This window comes from Streptomyces daghestanicus (genome assembly GCF_020521275.1).
In the GTDB taxonomy this organism is placed as follows: Bacteria; Actinomycetota; Actinomycetes; order Streptomycetales; family Streptomycetaceae; genus Streptomyces; species Streptomyces griseoviridis.
The window spans coordinates 26,715-45,378 of sequence record NZ_BNDX01000002.1; the positions used below are offsets into that span (position 1 = coordinate 26,715).

Genomic DNA, 18,664 nt, shown 5'->3' on the forward strand with positions numbered 1-18,664 from the left:
CACCGTCACGGCGACGCGCCGTGCCCCACGACACCGCGTGGGACACGGCGCGTCGCCGTACCCGGTCCCTCCCGTGAATCCGCGCCTCACGCGTCCCGCGGTTCCACGAACTGCATGTCGAGCTGGATCTTCACCACGTCCCCGAGCACTCCCGGGGCGAAGCCGAGACCGAAGTCGCTCCGCCGGATCTCGCCCCTCGCCTCGAACCCGGCGTGCCGGCCGGCCCCCTCCACCGGCATCTCCACCAGCCCGCCGAACTCCACGGCGAGTGTCACCGGACGGGTCACGTCCCCGATGGTCAGCTCGCCCTCCATGGTCCAGTCCTCGCCCTCCCCGGTCACCCGGGTCGAGCGGTACGTCATGGTCGGCCGCTCGGCCACGTCGAGCAGGTCGGAGGCGCGGACGTGGGCGTCCCGGTCGGCGTTGCCGGTGTCGATGGAGGCCAGGTCGATGGTCGCGGACACCCGGACGTCATCGGCCGTGGGGCCGACGTACAGCTCGGCCCGGACCGTGCTGAAACGTCCCCGCACCTTGGCGATGCCCATGTGCCGGACGGAGAAGTTGACGGCGGAGTGCAGCGGGTCCAGCTCCCACCGTCCGGGGGCGATCGGCAGCGCGGTGGAGACCGTGGCAAGCGAGGTGTCATTCGTCATGTCCACCACCCTGCGCCCGCCGACGGCCCCCGAGGGAGACCGGCCCGAGCGTGGTAGTCGCAGGGCCACCCTCCGCGGGCCGGGCGTTGGTACGTTCGGGCCGTGAGCGACAACGACCTGGGCACATTCCTGCGCGGCCGGCGCGAAGCCGTCACCCCGGCCGAGGCCGGGCTGCCGGCCGGCCCCCGCCGCCGCACCCCCGGCCTGCGCCGGTCCGAGCTGGCCACACTCGCCGGCGTCAGCGTCGAGTACCTCACCCGGCTCGAACAGGGACGGGACCGCAACCCGTCCGCGCAGGTCCTCGGCGCCCTCGCCGACGCGCTGCACCTGTCCCTCGCCGAGCGCGTACTGCTGCGCCGGCTGACCGAGCGGGGCGCCTGCGCCGAAGACCCGCTGGTCTGCGCCGCCGCTCCGCCGCTGAGCCGGACGGTGCGGCCCACCGTGCGGGCCGTGCTGGACCGCCTGGAGCCCACCCCCGCGGTCGCGCTGAACTGGATCGGTGACGTCCTCGCCCGCAACCAGGGCTTCGAGCGGCTGGCCGGCCCCCTCGGGATGCTCGACGGCGAGCGGCCGAACCTGCTGCGCTACGTCTTCACCGACGAACGGTCCCGCGCGGCCTACCCGGACTGGGCCGACGAGGCCGACGACCTGGTCGCCCGGCTCCGGCACGACGTGCCGCTGCGGGACCCGTACGTCACGGAACTGGCCGACGAGCTGACGGTGACGGCGGGCGCGGAGTTCGCGGACCGGTTCGCCGACCTCACCCTGACGCCGCGCCGGATCGGCAACCGGCGCGTGCGGCACCCGCGGGCCGGCGCGCTGCACCTGCTGCACGAGACGCTGGCGCTCCCGGAGGACGGCCAGTGGATCACCGTCCACCTGCCCGCGGACGGTGCCACGGCCGCCGCCCTGGACCGTCTCGTCGGCCGCCGTCCGGGCGCCCTGCGAGCCGTACCGGCGGCCGGCTGAACCCGGCCGCCCGCCCGGTCAGTCCAGCTCGTGCGCGTACGGAGGTTCCGCGCCGGCCCGTGAGCAGGTCACGGCGGCGGCGCGGGCCGCGAGACCCAGCAGGTCCGCCCAGCCGTCCGGGCCCAGCGCGGCCAGTGCCTCCGGGCGCAGCGCGTCGCGGGCGGCGAGGCCGTGCAGCAGCGCCGCGTTCACCGTGTCGCCGGCGCCGATCGTGTCCACGACCTCGACCGGCTCGCCCGGCACCGCGTACTCGCCCCCGTCGCGTGTGAAGACGGTCAGCCCGTCGCCGCCCCGGGTGACCACGACCGCCCCCGGACCCGCCGCGAGCCACTCGCGGGGCGTGCCGCCCAGCCACTCGGCGTCCTCCTCGGACAGCTTCAGCAACGACACCGACGGCAGCCAGCTCTTGAACCGGACCCGGTACGCGTCCGGATCGGCGATGAGTCCCGCCCGGATGTTCGGGTCCAGGGCCGTGAACAGGCCCCGCGCCGCCGACCGGCGCAGCAGTTCCTCGTACGCGCTCGCCCCCGGCTCCAGCACCAGCGAACACGTGCCGAACGAGACCGCCCGGGTGCCGTCCGGCAGTTCGGCGGGCGCGCGGAACAACCGGTCCGCGGTGCCCTCCACGTAGAAGGAGTACGCCGCCGAACCGTCCGCGCCGACCGTGGCGACGGCGAGCGTCGTCGGCTCGCTCCCGCGCTGCACCGGGGCGACGTCCACACCCGTCGCGCGCAGCCGCTCCAGCAGCGCCTCACCGAAGGCGTCGTACGACACCCGGGAGCAGAAGGCGACGGGAGAACCGAGGCGGCCCAGGGCCACGGCAGTGTTGTACGGGCCGCCGCCGAGCGCCGGCGTGAGCGCCGCCAGCGCGCCCCTGCTCTGCGGTACCAGGTCGATCAGTGCCTCACCGGCGACGACGATCACGGGGCGGTCCTTTCCATGGCCTCGGATGGGTCGGGGTCCCCGGACGGGCCGGGGCAGCCGCACGAGGTGCGGTGCATCAGGGTGCAGGTCAGCCGTACGGTCCTGGCGGGCAGATCCGGGTCGGCGAGACGTTCCAGGAGCAGCCGGACGGCCTGGGCGCCCAGCTCCCGGCCGGGCTGGGCGACGGCGGTGAGCCGGGGCGTGAACAGGTCCGCCCAGGGAAAGTCGTCGAAGCAGCACAGCGCGACGTCACCGGGCACGGTGAGGCCGCGGTCGCGCAGGGCGCGCAGCGCGCCGAGGGTCATCGCGTTGTTGGCGGTGACCAGCGCGGTGGGCGGTGCGGGGAGGGAGAGCAGGCCGGCCGTGGCGCGTTCGGCACCGGCCGACTCGGAGTCGCCGTGCGCCAGGAGGGCGTCGTCGTACGGCAGTCCGGCCGCCCCCAGGCCCTCGCGGTACCCGGCGGTCCGTTCGAGGGTGGTGCTGAAACCGGGGCGGCCCGCCACCAGGCCGATCCGCCGGTGGCCCAGCTCGGCGAGGTGCCGGACCAGCCGGGCGGTGGGTTCCGTGCCCGCGGCGCTGACCTGGTCGAAGCGCGGCGAAGCGTCGTGCGGGACGTCGACGAGCCGGTCGAGGAACACGGTCGGCACCCGGTGCCTGCGGAGATGGGCGACGAGGGCGCGCGGATCGGCCGAGGGGGCGACGATCACCCCGTCCACGCGGCGTTCGTGCAGGAGCCGGACCACCTGGAGTTCGTGGTCGGGGTCGTCACGAGGGTCGGCGATGAGCACGCCGAAACCCTGGCGGACGGCGGCGGCCTCCACGCCCTGGAGGATCTCGGTGAAGTAGGGGTTGCTGATCGCGGAGACCGCGAGCCCGAGGGACCGGGTCCGCGCGGTCACCAGCGACCGCGCGAGGGCGTTGGGGGCGTACGCCAGTTCCTCGACGGCGTCCAGGACCGCCTGCCGGGTGTGCGGCAGCACCGGCCGGGTGCCGTTCAGGACGTGCGAGACGGTCGCGACGGAGACCCCGGCGCTCCGCGCGACATCGGCCATCGTCGCCATCGGCGTACTCCCTCCCGGACCCTCGCCCTGCCGACCGGCGCCGGCGGTCGTCGGTAGTCGTCGGCGCTCGGCGGCGGGAGGGAGGGTATCCCATCGCGGGGCACGCGTAAACGCTTGCGTAAGCGTTTACGCAAGCGATTACGCACGTGAGCCCGGAGACGGGGCCACCGCCCGGCCGTCTTCCTCCCCGGCGCGATCGGTATCGTGCCCGTGCCCGTGCCCGTGCCCGTGCCCGTGCCCGTGCCCATGCCCGTGCCCGTACCCCGCACCTGACCAGTGGAGACATCATGTCCGGCCGCCCCGTTCCGAGCCGTCGTACCCTCCTGTGCTCGGCTGCCGCCGTGTCCGTCACCGCACTGGGCGCGGCCGCCTGCGGGCCGGGCGGCGAGAGCGGCGTCGCGGCGGCGCCGACCGCGCCCGTCGACCTCGGAGCCGAGAGCGACGTGGCCCGGGGGAGTATCAAGCTGTACCGGGAGCACAACGTGGTGGTCGGGAGGGCCGAGGACGGCTCCCTGAAGGCGTTCAGCACGGTCTGCACCCACGCGGGATGCGCGATCGACCGCCTGGAGGAGAAGAACCGGCTGGTCTGCCCCTGCCACGGCAGCGCGTTCGATGCCCGCACCGGCGAGGTGCTGCACGCCCCGGCCACTCAGCCCCTGGAGCAGTTGTCGGTCGGGGCCCGCGACGGCCGCATCGTGGCGGGGCCGGGCGCCTGACGCGCGGCCTCGACCGCCCGGCCCGTCCGGCTCAGCTGGCCGCCCGGCCGGTCACGGCAGGCTCCGCGAGGGCGGGGGGAACGTGCTCCGGCCGGGGCCCGGTCCGGCTGCTCCCTCCGTGCCCGTCACGGCCAGTCCCAGCCGATGCCCACGACGCCGGGCCGTACCCGGGGCTCCACCAGGTGGACCGCGTGGTGCCGCTGGCTGAGGGGCAGGTCACGGCGTCCGGCGCGCGGGCCGGCCGGTGAGGGCTGGGCGAAGCGGTGGCAGCGCGCCGGGAGGGCGGACGGGTCGAACCTGACCTGGAGCGCGTACTGGCCGCCCACAGTGTCGAAGAGCCGCGCGTACTCGCGCGTGAGGTCCGCCGTGCCGTCCTCGACGGCGTACCGGAAGAGGCAGGTGTCACCGGCCCGCAGCCGGGTGTCGAAGAGCAGCTCTGCCACCAGGACGCCCGTGTCGTGGTGCCGCCGGACGCGTCCGGTGCGGCAATTCTCCAGCGCGTGCACGGTCATCCGCTCCGGGACGCAGCCGGGGTCTCCGTGGTGGACGGCCACGAAGCGGTCGACGCCGTCCCGGCGGGCGCGGACGATGTGCTGCTCCTCGCGGCCCGACAGTTCGCGGCGGGCCCCGATCCGCACGCGCTCCTGGTGCCCGAGGGCCTCCAGTCCGCCGTCCGGCGACTGGTCCAGCTCGGCCAGCAGCCGGCCCAGTACGCCGGAGTCCTTCACGCGCGCGTACCGCGCCGACGCCGACTCCGCGCTCTCGGCGAGGAGCCTGAGCAGCGACTCGGCCGGCAGCCGGAGGATCTCCTCCAGGGCGCGCACGGCCCGCAGCGACTCCGGGCGCTGGGGGCGCCGCGCCCCCTGCTGCCAGTAGCTCAGGCTGGTGACGCCGACCTTGACGCCGTGGCGCGTCAGATGGTGCTGCACCCGTTGCAGCGGCAGCCCCCGGGCGGCGATCGCGGCCCGCAGCGCGACATGGAAGGGGCCACCGCGCAGCGCGGAGTCCAGCTCCACGGGGCAGGCGTCGTCGCCGTGCCCGGCCGCGTCCCCGTTCTCGGAGGCGTCCGCACGCCGGGAGGCGTCCGCGCGCCGGGAGACATCCACGCGCCCGGAGACATCGGCCTCGCGGGCATCGGCGCGCCGGGAGGGGGCCACGCCCTCGGCGGCACAGGCGTACCCGGTGGCGTCCGCGTGCTGGGTGGCGTGCGGCATGCAGAAGCCTCTCTGTGACGGTTCCCCACGACTGGTCGGCCGTCCGGCGCGGCATCGGCACGGGCCGCTCCGGTGCGGCGGCGCGCCCGCCCGAGCGTGCGGCAGGGCCCGGAGTTCCCCGCATTGAAGCGCGTTGGCCAAGTCCCGACAACACCCGGGACCGAACAGCGGCCGGAAGCCGCCCGTCCGTGCCCGTACGGCGACCGAACGCCGCCCGGTGCGGGCGGGCGGGGGGACGGCGCCCGGCCGACGCGGCCTCACGGACCCGCGGGCCGACCCGCGGGCGGGCCTCCGGCACGTCGTCCACAGGCCCGTCGGTCTGTCGGTGCTCGCCAGTAGGGTGTGAGTCATGGCCGACCCCTCCAGCTACCGCCCCAGCCCGGGGCAGATCCCGGACTCGCCCGGGGTGTACAGGTTCCGTGACGAGCACCGCAGGGTGATCTACGTCGGAAAGGCGAAAAGCCTGCGCCAGCGCCTGGCCAACTACTTCCAGGACCTGGCGAACCTGCACCCCCGCACCCGCTCCATGGTCACCACGGCGGCGTCCGTGGAGTGGACGGTGGTGTCCACGGAGGTCGAGGCGCTTCAGCTGGAGTACTCCTGGATCAAGGAGTACGACCCCCGGTTCAACGTCAAGTACCGCGACGACAAGAGCTACCCGTACCTCGCGGTGACCATGAACGAGGAGTTCCCCCGCGTCCAGGTGATGCGCGGCCACAAGAAGAAGGGCGTGCGCTACTTCGGGCCGTACGCGCACGCGTGGGCGATCCGTGACACGGTCGACCTCCTGCTGCGCGTCTTCCCGGTGCGCACCTGCTCGGCCGGTGTCTTCAAGAACGCCGCCCGCACCGGCCGTCCCTGCCTCCTCGGCTACATCGGCAAGTGCTCGGCGCCCTGCGTCGAGCGGATCTCGGCCGAGGACCACCGGGAGCTGGCGGAGGAGTTCTGCGACTTCATGGCCGGGCGCACCGGCACCTATCTGCGCCGCCTGGAGAAGCGGATGGCCGAGGCGGCCGAGGAGATGGAGTACGAGCGGGCGGCCCGCCTGCGCGACGACATCGGAGCCCTGAAGAAGGCCATGGAGAAGAACGCGGTCGTGCTCGCCGACGCGACCGACGCCGACCTGATCGCGGTCGCCGAGGACGAGCTGGAGGCGGCCGTCCAGATCTTCCACGTGCGCGGCGGACGCGTGCGCGGCCAGCGCGGCTGGGTGACGGACAAGGTCGAGGAGATCACCACCGGCGCCCTCGTCGAGCACGCGCTGCAGCAGCTGTACGGCGAGGAGACCGGCGACGCGGTCCCCAAGGAGGTGCTGGTCCCGGCCCTGCCCGAGCCGCTGGAGCCGGTCCAGGAGTGGCTCACCGGGCGGCGCGGCTCCGCCGTCTCCCTGCGCATCCCGCAGCGCGGTGACAAGCGGGCCCTGATGGAGACGGTGCAGCGCAACGCCCAGCAGTCCCTGGTCCTGCACAAGACCAGGCGCGCCTCCGACCTGACCACGCGGTCGCGCGCCCTGGAGGAGATCGCCGAGGCCCTCGGCCTGGACAGCGCCCCCCTGCGGATCGAGTGCTACGACATCTCCCACCTCCAGGGCGACGACGTGGTGGCGTCCATGGTCGTCTTCGAGGACGGGCTCGCCCGCAAGGGCGAGTACCGCCGGTTCCAGATCAAGGGTTTCCGGGGGCAGGACGACGTCCGCTCCATGCACGAGGTGATCACCCGGCGTTTCCGGCGCTATCTCGCGGAGAAGGAGCGGACCGGCGAGTGGTCCGAGGAGTCCGCGGCCGGAGAGCCCGCGGACGGTGTCTCCCGGCCGGCTCCGGAGGCCGCGCCGGACGGTGCGCCCCGGCCCGCGCCCTCGGCCGTGCCGGACGGCGAGATCCTTGCCGACGGGCAGCCGGTCCAGCCCGGTCAGGGCCTGAAGGACGACGACGGACGCCCCAAGCGCTTCGCCTACCCGCCGCAGCTCGTCGTCGTCGACGGCGGGCAGCCCCAGGTCGCCGCGGCCCAGCGGGCCCTGGACGAGCTGGGCATCGACGACATCGCCGTGTGCGGCCTGGCCAAGCGGCTGGAGGAGGTCTGGCTGCCGGGCGAGGACGACCCGGTGGTCCTGCCCCGCACCAGCGAGGGCCTCTACCTGCTCCAGCGGGTCCGGGACGAGGCGCACCGCTTCGCCATCACCTACCAGCGCGCCAAGCGCGCCAAGCGCTTCCGCGCGAGCCCCCTGGACGACGTACCGGGGCTGGGCGAGACCCGTAAGCAGGCGTTGGTCAAGCATTTCGGATCGCTGAAGAAACTGCGGTCCGCGACCATCGACCAGATCTGCGAAGTACCCGGCATAGGCCGCAAGACGGCCGAGACCGTCGCGGCGGCACTCGCCGCCGCGGCCCCGGCCGCGCCCGCCGTGAACACGGCGACCGGAGAGATCATGGATGACGAGGACACGACGTCCGGGGCGTCCGGGACGACCGCGGACACCCCGGGGGAGCCCGTGACCGCGGGCCTCCCGGACGAACGACGGGGGCAGGAGACATGAGCGAGCGCAATCCACGCCAGGCGGAAGACCCAGCGGACGGCCAGGCGGCGCACAACAAGACGCGCGAAGATCACCTGGAGCACGAACCCCACGACCCCCAGGGCCACGACAGCCACGACGGACCCGCCGCGGACCACGAGCGCGGCGCGGGCGACGATAACGGAGCACAGGTGAGTACGGGCAGCGAGCCGGCCGGGGTACCCGACACGGCCATCCCCGAGCTGGTGATCATCTCCGGCATGTCCGGAGCCGGCCGGTCGACGGCCGCCAAGTGCCTGGAGGACCTCGGCTGGTTCGTCGTGGACAACCTGCCGCCCGCGCTGATCCCCACCATGGTCGAGCTGGGCGCCCGCTCCCAGGGCAACGTGGCCCGGATCGCGGTCGTCGTCGACGTGCGCGGCCGCCGGTTCTTCGACAACCTCCGCGAATCCCTGGCCGACCTCGACGCCCGCGGCGTCACCCGGCGCATCGTCTTCCTGGAGTCCTCCGACGAGGCCCTGGTGCGCCGCTTCGAGTCGGTGCGCCGCCCGCACCCCCTCCAGGGCGACGGCCGCATCGTGGACGGCATCGCCGCCGAACGCGAGCTGCTGCGCGAGCTGCGCGGCGACGCCGACCTGGTGATCGACACCTCCAGCCTCAACGTGCACGAGCTGCGCGCCAAGATGGACGCCCAGTTCGCCGGCGAGGAGGAGCCCGAGCTGCGGGCCACCGTCATGTCGTTCGGCTTCAAGTACGGCCTGCCGGTCGACGCCGACCTGGTGGCGGACATGCGCTTCCTGCCCAACCCGCACTGGGTCCCGGAGCTGCGCCCCTTCACCGGCCTGAACGAGGAGGTGGCGTCGTACGTCCTCAACCAGCCGGGGGCCAAGGAGTTCCTGGACCGCTACGCCGAGCTGCTCCAGCTGATCGCCGCGGGCTACCGTCGGGAGGGCAAGCGCTATGTGACGATCGCCGTCGGCTGCACCGGCGGCAAGCACCGTTCCGTCGCCATGTCGGAGAAGCTCGCCGCCCGGCTCGCCGCCGAGGGCGTGGAGACGGTGGTCGTGCACCGGGACATGGGACGCGAATGACAGCACGTACTCCGCGGCTGAGCAGGCTGGGCAGGCTGGGCCGCGCGCTGCCCGAGGGCCGGGCCGGCCGCCCCGCCGAGGCCCGGCGCCCCGCCGAGGCCCGGGGCGGCAAGCCGCGCCGCCGGGGCGCCCAGCCCAAGGTCGTCGCCCTCGGCGGCGGCATGGGCCTGTCCGCCTCGCTCGCCGCGCTGCGCCGGATCACCGGCGCCCTCACCGCCGTCGTCACGGTCGCCGACGACGGCGGCTCCAGCGGACGCCTCCGGGACGAGCTGGGCGTGCTGCCCCCCGGCGACCTGCGCAAGGCGCTGGCCGCGCTGTGCGGCGACGACGACTGGGGCCAGACCTGGGCCCGTGTCATCCAGCACCGCTTCCAGTCCAAGGGCGACCTGCACGAACACGCGGTCGGCAATCTGCTGATCGTCGCCCTGTGGGAACAGCTCGGCGACCACGTCATGGCCCTGGACCTGGTCGGCAAGCTGCTCGGCGCGCACGGCCGGGTGCTGCCCATGTCCGCCGTTCCGCTGGAGTTGCAGGCCCTGGTCAAGGGACACGACCCGGACCGGCCCGAGGACGTGGACACCGTCCGCGGCCAGGCGACCGTCGCGCTCACCCCGGGCGAGGTGCAGTCGGTGCACCTGGTGCCGGCCGACCCGCCCGCCGTCCCGGAGGCGGTGGACGCGGTCCTCGACGCCGACTGGGTGGTGCTCGGCCCCGGCTCCTGGTTCTCCTCGGTCATCCCGCACCTCCTGGTGCCCGATCTGCTGGACGCGCTCACCGAGACCAAGGCCCGCCGGGTGCTCTCCCTGAACCTCGCGCCGCAGCCCGGAGAAACCGAGGGCTTCTCCCCGCAGCGTCATTTGGAGGTTTTGGGACGACACGCCCCTAAACTCGCCCTGGACGTGGTGCTGGCCGACGAGGCCGCCGTGCCCGACCGTGACTCGCTCACCGAAGCCGCGAAACGGTTCGGCGCCGCGGTCGAGCTGGCTCCGGTCGCCCGGACCGACGGGACCCCGAGGCACGACCCGGAGCTGCTGGCCGCCGCGTACGACCGTATTTTTCGGATGCATGGAAGGATCGGCCCATGGCGATGACGGCAGCGGTGAAGGATGAAGTCTCCCGGCTTCCCGTCACCCGGACCTGCTGCAGAAAGGCGGAGGTCTCGGCCATCCTGCGGTTCGCCGGCGGCCTCCACCTGGTGAGCGGGCGCATCGTGATCGAGGCGGAGCTGGACACCTCGAACGCGGCCCGTCGGCTGAAGCGGGACATCCTGGAGATCTTCGGCCACAGCTCGGAGCTGATCGTGATGGCCCCGGGCGGACTGCGCCGCGGCTCCCGTTACGTCGTCCGGGTCGTCGCCGGCGGTGACCAGCTGGCCCGGCAGACCGGCCTGGTCGACGGCCGGGGCCGCCCGATCCGCGGACTTCCCCCGCAGGTGGTCTCGGGGGCCACCTGCGACGCGGAGGCCGCCTGGCGCGGGGCGTTCCTGGCGCACGGTTCGCTCACCGAGCCGGGCCGGTCCTCCTCCCTGGAGGTGACCTGCCCGGGTCCCGAGGCCGCGCTCGCCCTGGTCGGCGCCGCCCGCCGGCTGTCGATCGCAGCCAAGGCCCGCGAGGTGCGCGGCGTGGACCGGGTCGTCGTCCGCGACGGCGACGCGATCGGCGCGCTGCTCACCCGGCTCGGCGCCCACGACTCGGTACTGGCCTGGGAGGAGCGCCGGCTGCGCCGCGAGGTCCGCGCCACCGCCAACCGGCTGGCCAACTTCGACGACGCCAACCTGCGCCGTTCCGCCCGCGCGGCGGTCGCCGCCGGCGCCCGTGTGCAGCGCGCGCTGGAGATCCTCGCCGACGACGTCCCCGAGCACCTCGCCGCCGCGGGCCGGCTGCGCATGGAGCACAAGCAGGCGTCCCTGGAGGAGCTGGGCGCGCTCGCCGACCCGCCGCTGACCAAGGACGCGGTCGCCGGGCGTATCCGCCGGCTGCTGGCGATGGCCGACAAGCGCGCCGCCGACCTCGGCATCCCGGGCACGGAGGCCAATCTCTCCGACGACCTGGCGGACAACCTCGCGGGCTGACCCGCCCCGCGCACCGCGCGCAGCCGGTGCCGGCCGCCCCCACACGGGTGGCCGGCACCGGCTTCCGCGTGTCGTGGCCGCGCTCTTGACTCGATCTTCGAGTGTCATGAGCCTGGCAACCTGTTCGCCACTGTGGCGAACCACCGCAAGGGGGGGTCATGAGACAAGGACGACACGGACGACGCGGAGCGAGAGCGATCCTCGCCGTCGGCGCCCTCCTGATCGGTGGCGCGAGCTTCGCGCCCGCCGCCCAGGCGCGGCCCGCTGCCGCCGCCCCGGACGCGCAGGAAGTGAAGGTCTTCCGCGCCGACGTCACCCAGCGCCAGGTGCCGCTGCTGCTCGCCGCCGGGCAGGACGCCCACGAACTCGGCGAGCGGGTGCCCGACAAGGGCACGGCCTCCGTCGAGGTCTACCTCACCGACCGGCAGGCCCGGAAGCTGGAGAAGCAGGGCGTCGACCTCACCGAGCACACCCTCTCCGCCCGCGCCGAACAGCGCGTCGAAGCCGCCGCCGAGGGGGTCTACCGCCCGTACAGCGGCAGGGGCGGACTGAAGGAGGAGATCCTCCGCACCGCCCAGGAGAACCCCGGCCTCACCAAGGTCGTCTCCATCGGCAGGACCGTCAATGGGCAGGACATCCTCGCCCTGAAGCTCACCAAGGGCGCGAAGACGTCGAAGGACGGCTCCAGACCCTCCGTCCTGTACGCCTCCAACCAGCACGCCCGCGAGTGGATCACCCCCGAGATGACGCGGCGGCTGATGCACCACTACCTGGACCACTACCGGACCGACCGGCGCGTCAAGAAGATCGTCGACTCCACCGAACTGTGGTTCCTGCTGTCCGCCAACCGCGACGGCTACGACCACACCTTCGAGTCCGCCGACAACCGCCTGTGGCGCAAGAACCTGCGCGACGTCAACGGCGACGGCGCCATCGGCACCGGCGACGGCGTCGACCTCAACCGCAACTTCGCCTACAAGTGGGGCTACGACGACGAGGGCTCGTCCCCCAACCCCACCAGCCAGACCTACCGCGGCGCCGGTCCGGGCTCGGAGCCCGAGACCAAGGCGCTGGACGCCTTCGAGAAGCGCATCGGCTTCGAGTACGGCATCAACTACCACTCCGCCGCCGAACTCCTCCTCTACGGCGTCGGCTGGCAGGTCGCCACCGACACCCCGGACGACGTCCTCTACCGGGCCCTGGCCGGCACCCCGGACAACTCCGCGATCCCCGGCTACCACCCCCAGGTCTCCTCGGAGCTGTACACCACCAACGGCGAAGCGGACGGCCACGCCGCCAACGTCAACGGCATGGCGATGTTCACCCCCGAGATGTCGACCTGCCAGACCGCCTCGGCCGTCGACCCCGACGACGAGTGGAACGCGTCCGACTGCCAGTCGGTCTTCAACTTCCCGGACGACGAGAGGCTGATCCGGCAGGAGTTCGAGAAGAACGTCCCCTTCGCGCTCTCCGTCGCCGAGACCGCATCCCACCCCGACCGGCCGTCCTCGTCCGTCGGCCTGGAAGCCGCCGACTTCACCCCCAAGACCTTCGGCACCTCCTACTCCCGCGGCGCCGACCAGGAAGTGGCCGTCGTCGCCCGCAAGTCGGTGCGCGACAAGGAGCTGAAGTACCGCGTCAACGGCGGTCGCGTCCACGACGAGCCGCTGCGCCCCTGGAAGGGCGGCGAGACCTACGGCGGCGAGGACGACCTGTACTTCGACGAGTACCGCGCCGAGGTGGAGGACGGCCGGCCGGGCGACCGGGTCGAGGTCTGGTTCACCGGGCGGAGCGGACAGGGCAAGCCGGTCTCCGGCACGCGCTTCACGTACACGGTCGCCGAACGGCCCCGCGCGGACGTCCTCGTCGTCGCCGAGGAGGGCACGCCGGCCACCCAGGCACGGACGTACGCGGACGCCCTGACGGCCAACGGGCACCGGGCCGCCGTATGGGACGTCGCCGACCGGGGCGCGCCCGACGCGCTCGGCGTCCTCTCCCACTTCCGCACCGTCGTCCACTACAGCGGCGCCGCCGCCCCCGGCAACGCCACCCAGCTCCAGCTGCGCGCCTTCCTCAACGAGGGCGGCAAGCTGGTCGAGGCGGGCGAGCAGGCCGGCGGCAGCGTCGACCTCGGCGGCGGCAACCTGTCGGACGACTTCAGCCAGTACTACCTGGGCGCCTACACCCGCACCGCCACCTCCGGCGCCACCGCCTTCACCGGCTCCGGCGCGCTCGACGGCACCGGTGGCCCGCTCGGCGCCGCGCCCGGCAACCCGCTGGACCGGGCCGGGACGTACAGCGTGACCTCGGACCAGCTGCCCGTGGAGACCTACCCGCAGTTCGCGAGCGCGGGCGCGGGGCAGTTCGCCGGCACGGTCAGCCCGTACGGGCCGTACGCGGGGGAGTGGATGGCCGCCGCCGTCCACACCGACGACGCCTACAAGCGCCTCACCCGCACCGTCGACCTCACCGGCACCGCCGCCGCCCAGGCACCCACGCTGAGCGCGCGGCTGCTGTGGGACACCGAGGAGGGCTACGACCATGTGATCGTCGAGGCCCGCACCGCCGGCGCCGACGACTGGACGACCCTCCCCGAGCGGGGCGGCGCCACCCGCGCCGCCGTACCGGCGGAGTGCGGGGCCGGTTACTACCTCGGTGAGCACCCCTGGCTGGAGCACTACCTGACCCTCGGCGACGACGGCTGCGCCGCGACCGGGACCACCGGGGCCTGGCACAGCCTCACCGGCTCCTCCGGCGGCTGGCGCCAGGTCTCCTTCGACCTGAGCGCGTACGCCGGGAAGAACGTCGAGGTGTCGATCGCCTACGTCACCGACCCCGGCACCGGCGGCCGGGGAGTCCTGGCCGACGAGACCTCCCTCGTCGTCGGCGGCACGGCCACCGGCACCGAGGGCTTCGAGACCTCGCTCGGGGCCTGGGAGGCCGCCGGGCCGCCCGCGGGCAGCCCCGCCGTCCTGCGGGACTGGACCCGCACCGGAACCCTGTTCCGGACCTACGGCGCGGTCACCACGGACGACACCGTGCTGCTGGGCTTCGGCCTGGAGCACCTGACGGCGGCGGCCGACCGGGCGGCGCTGCTGGGCGCGGCCCTGCGTGCCCTGAACGAGTGACGCACGGGTCAATGCGGGTCGACGATCTGTAACCAAATCAGGTGATCGATCCCCCGCTCACATGGCGTTCCGTACCGCTACCGCCGGGTACGGGACGCCATGCCGCGTACGCCCGATCTCGATGTCACCCTTATGGCCCAGCAGAGGTAGGGTCGTAGGTGGTCGGGGACATCCCATACAGCTTGTCGGCGTCGAGCCGCCGACGTACCAACGAGGAGATCGGTTCGTGACGATCCGCGTAGGCATCAACGGCTTTGGCCGCATCGGTCGTAACTACTTCCGCGCGTTGCTGGAGCAGGGTGCAGACATCGAGATCGTGGCTGTCAACGACCTGGGTGACACCGCGACCACCGCTCACCTGCTGAAGTACGACACCATCCTCGGGCGCCTCAAGCAGGAGGTCAGCCACACCGAGGACACCATCACCGTCGGCGGCAGGACCATCAAGGTGCTCGCCGAGCGCAACCCCGCCGACATCCCGTGGGGCGAGCTGGGCGTCGACATCGTCATCGAGTCGACCGGCATCTTCACCAACAAGGCCGACGCCGAGAAGCACATCGCCGGCGGCGCCAAGAAGGTCCTCATCTCGGCTCCGGCCAAGGACGAGGACGTCACCATCGTGATGGGCGTCAACCAGGACACGTACGACCCGGCGAACCACCACGTCATCTCCAACGCCTCCTGCACCACCAACTGCGTGGCGCCGATGGCCAAGGTGCTCGACGAGAACTTCGGCATCGTCAAGGGCCTGATGACGACGGTCCACGCGTACACCAACGACCAGCGCATCCTGGACTTCCCGCACAAGGACCTCCGCCGCGCCCGCGCCGCCGCCGAGAACATCATCCCGACCACGACGGGCGCCGCCAAGGCCACCGCCCTGGTCCTCCCGCAGCTCAAGGGCAAGCTGGACGGCATCGCGATGCGCGTCCCGGTCCCCACCGGCTCGGTCACCGACCTCGTCCTGGAGCTCTCCCGCGAGGTCACCAAGGACGAGATCAACGCCGCCTTCCAGAAGGCCGCCGAGGGCGAGCTGGAAGGCATCCTCGACTACACCGAGGACCCGATCGTCTCCTCCGACATCGTCAACGCCCCGGCGTCCTGCACCTTCGACTCGTCCCTGACCATGGTCCAGGACGGCAAGAACGTGAAGGTCATCGGCTGGTACGACAACGAGTGGGGCTACTCCAACCGCCTCGTCGACCTCACGGTCTTCGTCGGCAGCCAGCTCTGACCGACCGAGCAGGCACTCTCGATGCGCCGGCAGGGCTCGGACGGCACACACGCCGTCCGAGCCCTGCCGCGCGTCCGGTACGACCGGCCCTCGTAGGATCACGAGCGATCACCAGCCCCAGGAGTTGCTGCATGAAGACGATCGACGAACTGCTCTCCGAAGGCGTCGCGGGCAAGCGCGTCTTCGTCCGCGCCGACCTCAACGTCCCGCTGGACGGCACCACCATCACCGACGACGGCCGCATCCGCGCCGTGCTGCCCACCGTCAAGGCCCTGGCCGAGGCGGGCGCGCGCGTGATCGTCGCCTCGCACCTGGGCCGCCCCAAGGGCGCCCCGGACCCCGCCTTCTCCCTCGCCCCGGCCGCCGCCCGGCTCGGTGAGCTGCTCGGCGCCGACGTCGCCTTCGCCGAGGACACCGTCGGCACCGCCGCCGAGTCGGTCGTCACCGGCCTCGCCGACGGTCAGGTCGCCGTCCTCGAGAACCTGCGCTTCAACGCCGGGGAGACCAGCAAGGACGACGCCGAGCGCGCCGCCTTCGCCGACAAGCTCGCCGGCCTGGCCGACGTGTACGTCGGTGACGGCTTCGGCGCCGTGCACCGCAAGCACGCCTCCGTCTTCGACCTGCCGAAGAAGCTCCCGCACTACGCCGGCCACCTCATCGCCACCGAGGTCGGCGTCCTGAAGAAGCTCACCGACGACGTCCAGCGGCCGTACGTGGTCGCGCTCGGCGGCGCCAAGGTCTCCGACAAGCTCGCCGTCATCGACCAGCTCCTCGGCAAGGCCGACCGGCTGCTCATCGGCGGCGGCATGGCGTACACCTTCCTCAAGGCCAAGGGGTACGAGGTCGGCATCTCCCTCCTCCAGGAGGACCAGATCCCGGCCGTCAAGGAGTACATCGAGCGCGCGGAGAAGAACGGCGTGGAGCTGGTGCTCCCCGTCGACGTGCTGGTCTCGACCGAGTTCCCGGACCTGAAGACCAAGGCCCCGGCCCACCCCACCACCGTCGCCGCGGACGCCATCCCCGCCGACCAGGAGGGCCTGGACATCGGTCCGGAGACCCGCAAGCTGTACGCCTCGAAGCTCGCCGACGCGGCCACCGTCTTCTGGAACGGCCCCATGGGCGTCTTCGAGCACCCCGATTACGCCGAGGGCACCAAGGCGGTCGCCCAGGCCCTCGTCGACGCCTCGGGCTTCTCCGTGGTCGGCGGCGGCGACTCCGCCGCGGCCGTCCGCACCCTGGGCTTCGACGAAAAGGCATTCGGCCACATCTCGACCGGTGGCGGCGCCTCCCTCGAATACCTCGAGGGCAAGACGCTCCCCGGCCTCGCCGCACTGGAGGACTGACCCTCGATGACCGCTCCCGAAACGGGCCGCACGCCGCTGATGGCGGGCAACTGGAAGATGAACCTCAACCACCTGGAGGCCATCGCCCACGTCCAGAAGCTCGCCTTCGCCCTGGCCGACAAGGACTACGAGGCCGTCGAGGTCGCCGTCCTGCCCCCCTTCACCGACCTGCGCTCGGTGCAGACCCTGGTCGACGGCGACAAGCTGAAGATCAAGTACGGCGCCCAGGACATCTCGGCGCACGACGGCGGCGCCTACACCGGCGAGATCTCCGGCCCGATGCTCGCCAAGCTGAAGTGCACCTACGTCGCGATCGGGCACTCCGAGCGCCGGCAGTACCACAACGAGACCGACGAGCAGGTCAACGCCAAGGTCAAGGCCGCCTACAAGCACGGCCTCACCCCGATCCTGTGCGTCGGCGAGGAGCTGGAGGTCCGCGACGCGGGCAACCACGTCTCCCACACCCTCGCCCAGGTCGAGGGCGGTCTGAAGGACCTCCCGGCCGAGCAGGCCGAGTCCGTCGTGATCGCCTACGAGCCCGTCTGGGCCATCGGCACCGGCAAGGTCTGCGGCGCCGAGGACGCGCAGGAGGTCTGCGCGGCGATCCGCGGCAAGCTCGCCGAGCTGTACACCCAGGAGCTGGCCGACAAGGTCCGCATCCAGTACGGCGGCTCGGTCAAGTCGGGCAACGTCGCCGAGATCATGGCGCAGGCCGACATCGACGGTGCGCTGGTCGGCGGGGCGTCCCTGGACGCCGACGAGTTCGTCAAGATCGTCCGCTTCCGCGACCAGTGAGTTCCTGGTAGGCGCGATCCGTCGTACCCTTGCGGGGGCACAGCCCGGTGGCTGTGCCCCTGTCGCCCATCCGAATCCGAGGAAGTTGGTCCAGCCGTGGTTTTGGGGTTCTCGATCGCCCTGATCGTCTTCAGCCTGCTGCTGATGCTGCTGGTGCTGATGCACAAGGGGAAGGGCGGCGGCCTCTCCGACATGTTCGGCGGCGGCATGCAGTCGTCCGTCGGCGGCTCCTCGGTCGCCGAGCGCAACCTCGACCGGATCACCGTGGTGGTCGGTCTGCTGTGGTTCGTGTGCATCATCGTGCTGGCTCTGCTGATGAAGACGAACAGCTGACGCGGACGCGCCCGCGGCTCGCCCGCCGCAGTTCTCCACACAACGCCCCATGTTCGGTACGCGCTGATGAGCGCGGCCTATCATGGGGCGTGCGTCTTGAGGGGCCTGTGTCTCGGTGGGGGGCCGGTAACTCCCGTCACTGGACGCGCGTTGGGCCTTACGTAGACTGAGGCGCTCGCAGCGAAGCGAAACGCCGACTCGCTTTGCGGCACCATCACGCAGGGAGTTACGACCGTGGCAAGTGGCAACGCGATCCGGGGAAGCCGGGTCGGAGCGGGGCCGATGGGCGAGGCCGAGCGCGGCGAGTCAGCGCCGCGTCTGCGCATCTCCTTCTGGTGCTCCAACGGGCACGAGACACAGCCGAGCTTCGCCAGCGACGCGCAGGTGCCCGACACGTGGGACTGCCCTCGCTGTGGCTTCCCCGCCGGGCAGGACCGGGACAATCCGCCGGACCCACCGCGCACCGAGCCCTACAAGACCCACCTGGCGTATGTGCGCGAACGCCGCAGTGACGCCGACGGCGAGGCGATCCTCGCCGAGGCGCTCGCCAAACTGCGGGGCGAGATCTAGCAGTTGACACCGGCCGGGGACCCACGAGGTGCCCGGCCGGAGCCGTCTGG

Annotated in this window: 16 protein-coding genes; 12 read left to right on the top strand and 4 right to left on the bottom strand. The window is 72.7% G+C overall.

Translation table 11 applies throughout. The features are described from left to right. Nucleotides 1-86: 86 nt before the first annotated feature. Nucleotides 87-653: a YceI family protein gene (locus Sdagh_RS00230; RefSeq protein ID WP_190078261.1), complete on the bottom strand. Its 567-nt coding sequence runs from the start codon at nucleotides 651-653 to the stop codon at nucleotides 87-89. A 102-nt stretch (nucleotides 654-755) separates the two neighbouring features. Between Sdagh_RS00230 and Sdagh_RS00235 the strand changes: the two genes are divergently transcribed. Next, complete coding sequence (locus Sdagh_RS00235) at nucleotides 756-1,622, top strand: helix-turn-helix domain-containing protein (RefSeq protein WP_190012058.1); 867 nt, start codon at nucleotides 756-758, stop codon at nucleotides 1,620-1,622. 18 nt (nucleotides 1,623-1,640) lie between these two features. On the opposite strand, the gene Sdagh_RS00240 is transcribed toward Sdagh_RS00235, so the two are convergent. Beyond that, on the bottom strand, nucleotides 1,641-2,546 hold the full coding sequence (locus tag Sdagh_RS00240) for a carbohydrate kinase family protein (RefSeq protein WP_190078262.1): 906 nt from the start codon (nucleotides 2,544-2,546) through the stop codon (nucleotides 1,641-1,643). Continuing rightward, on the bottom strand, nucleotides 2,543-3,607 hold the full coding sequence (locus Sdagh_RS00245) for a LacI family DNA-binding transcriptional regulator (RefSeq protein ID WP_189423629.1): 1,065 nt from the start codon (nucleotides 3,605-3,607) through the stop codon (nucleotides 2,543-2,545). Before Sdagh_RS00245 ends, Sdagh_RS00240 begins: the two co-directional genes overlap by 4 nt. Nucleotides 3,608-3,894: 287 nt before the next feature. Here Sdagh_RS00245 and Sdagh_RS00250 point away from each other — a divergent pair, with 287 nt between their 5' ends. Continuing rightward, entirely contained in the window at nucleotides 3,895-4,323 is a 429-nt protein-coding gene (locus Sdagh_RS00250; RefSeq protein WP_189423627.1) for a QcrA and Rieske domain-containing protein, read from the top strand. Between the two features lie 125 nt (nucleotides 4,324-4,448). On the opposite strand, the gene Sdagh_RS00255 is transcribed toward Sdagh_RS00250, so the two are convergent. Continuing rightward, nucleotides 4,449-5,537 carry a hypothetical protein gene (locus Sdagh_RS00255; RefSeq protein WP_226534397.1) on the bottom strand — a complete coding sequence of 363 codons (1,089 nt, stop codon included), beginning with the start codon at nucleotides 5,535-5,537 and terminating at the stop codon, nucleotides 4,449-4,451. Nucleotides 5,538-5,886: 349 nt separating this feature from the next. Between Sdagh_RS00255 and uvrC the strand changes: the two genes are divergently transcribed. From uvrC to Sdagh_RS00305, 10 genes are all read left to right on the top strand, one after another. After that, a complete protein-coding gene (uvrC, locus tag Sdagh_RS00260; protein ID WP_189423618.1) occupies nucleotides 5,887-8,070 on the top strand; it encodes an excinuclease ABC subunit UvrC in 2,184 nt (727 codons plus the stop codon). Further along, nucleotides 8,067-9,140 carry an RNase adapter RapZ gene (gene rapZ, locus Sdagh_RS00265; RefSeq protein ID WP_190078263.1) on the top strand — a complete coding sequence of 358 codons (1,074 nt, stop codon included), beginning with the start codon at nucleotides 8,067-8,069 and terminating at the stop codon, nucleotides 9,138-9,140. Before uvrC ends, rapZ begins: the two co-directional genes overlap by 4 nt. After that, entirely contained in the window at nucleotides 9,137-10,231 is a 1,095-nt protein-coding gene (locus tag Sdagh_RS00270; RefSeq protein WP_189423613.1) for a gluconeogenesis factor YvcK family protein, read from the top strand. The genes rapZ and Sdagh_RS00270 overlap by 4 nt, the downstream gene beginning before the upstream one ends. Further along, a complete protein-coding gene (whiA, locus tag Sdagh_RS00275; RefSeq protein WP_189423611.1) occupies nucleotides 10,222-11,211 on the top strand; it encodes a DNA-binding protein WhiA in 990 nt (329 codons plus the stop codon). The genes Sdagh_RS00270 and whiA overlap by 10 nt, the downstream gene beginning before the upstream one ends. A gap of 158 nt (nucleotides 11,212-11,369) precedes the next feature. Beyond that, the gene (locus tag Sdagh_RS00280) at nucleotides 11,370-14,339 is read left to right on the top strand and encodes a M14 family metallopeptidase (protein WP_190078264.1); all 2,970 of its coding nucleotides are present in this window, start codon (nucleotides 11,370-11,372) and stop codon (nucleotides 14,337-14,339) included. A 226-nt stretch (nucleotides 14,340-14,565) separates the two neighbouring features. After that, nucleotides 14,566-15,573 (top strand): type I glyceraldehyde-3-phosphate dehydrogenase, encoded by a 1,008-nt coding sequence (gene gap, locus Sdagh_RS00285; RefSeq protein ID WP_189423583.1) that lies wholly within the window; start codon nucleotides 14,566-14,568, stop codon nucleotides 15,571-15,573. Nucleotides 15,574-15,704: 131 nt separating this feature from the next. After that, nucleotides 15,705-16,916 carry a phosphoglycerate kinase gene (locus Sdagh_RS00290; protein ID WP_189423581.1) on the top strand — a complete coding sequence of 404 codons (1,212 nt, stop codon included), beginning with the start codon at nucleotides 15,705-15,707 and terminating at the stop codon, nucleotides 16,914-16,916. Between the two features lie 6 nt (nucleotides 16,917-16,922). Then, nucleotides 16,923-17,711: a triose-phosphate isomerase gene (gene tpiA, locus Sdagh_RS00295; RefSeq protein WP_189423578.1), complete on the top strand. Its 789-nt coding sequence runs from the start codon at nucleotides 16,923-16,925 to the stop codon at nucleotides 17,709-17,711. A 96-nt stretch (nucleotides 17,712-17,807) separates the two neighbouring features. Beyond that, a complete protein-coding gene (secG, locus tag Sdagh_RS00300; protein WP_189423576.1) occupies nucleotides 17,808-18,044 on the top strand; it encodes a preprotein translocase subunit SecG in 237 nt (78 codons plus the stop codon). A 234-nt stretch (nucleotides 18,045-18,278) separates the two neighbouring features. Continuing rightward, nucleotides 18,279-18,614, top strand: a complete 336-nt coding sequence (locus tag Sdagh_RS00305) for an RNA polymerase-binding protein RbpA (RefSeq protein WP_003957010.1) — start codon at nucleotides 18,279-18,281, stop codon at nucleotides 18,612-18,614. The last annotated feature ends 50 nt before the right edge of the window (nucleotides 18,615-18,664 follow it).

Coding starts and splice junctions, on each gene's coding strand:
- Sdagh_RS00270 (WP_189423613.1), top strand. CDS start 9,137: ATGACAGCACGTACTCCGCGGCTGAGCAGGCTGGGCAGGCTGGGCCGC.
- Sdagh_RS00250 (WP_189423627.1), top strand. CDS start 3,895: ATGTCCGGCCGCCCCGTTCCGAGCCGTCGTACCCTCCTGTGCTCGGCT.
- Sdagh_RS00280 (WP_190078264.1), top strand. CDS start 11,370: ATGAGACAAGGACGACACGGACGACGCGGAGCGAGAGCGATCCTCGCC.
- uvrC (WP_189423618.1), top strand. CDS start 5,887: ATGGCCGACCCCTCCAGCTACCGCCCCAGCCCGGGGCAGATCCCGGAC.
- whiA (WP_189423611.1), top strand. CDS start 10,222: ATGGCGATGACGGCAGCGGTGAAGGATGAAGTCTCCCGGCTTCCCGTC.
- Sdagh_RS00255 (WP_226534397.1), bottom strand. CDS start 5,537: ATGCCGCACGCCACCCAGCACGCGGACGCCACCGGGTACGCCTGTGCC.
- Sdagh_RS00230 (WP_190078261.1), bottom strand. CDS start 653: ATGACGAATGACACCTCGCTTGCCACGGTCTCCACCGCGCTGCCGATC.
- Sdagh_RS00245 (WP_189423629.1), bottom strand. CDS start 3,607: ATGGCGACGATGGCCGATGTCGCGCGGAGCGCCGGGGTCTCCGTCGCG.
- Sdagh_RS00290 (WP_189423581.1), top strand. CDS start 15,705: ATGAAGACGATCGACGAACTGCTCTCCGAAGGCGTCGCGGGCAAGCGC.
- rapZ (WP_190078263.1), top strand. CDS start 8,067: ATGAGCGAGCGCAATCCACGCCAGGCGGAAGACCCAGCGGACGGCCAG.
- tpiA (WP_189423578.1), top strand. CDS start 16,923: ATGACCGCTCCCGAAACGGGCCGCACGCCGCTGATGGCGGGCAACTGG.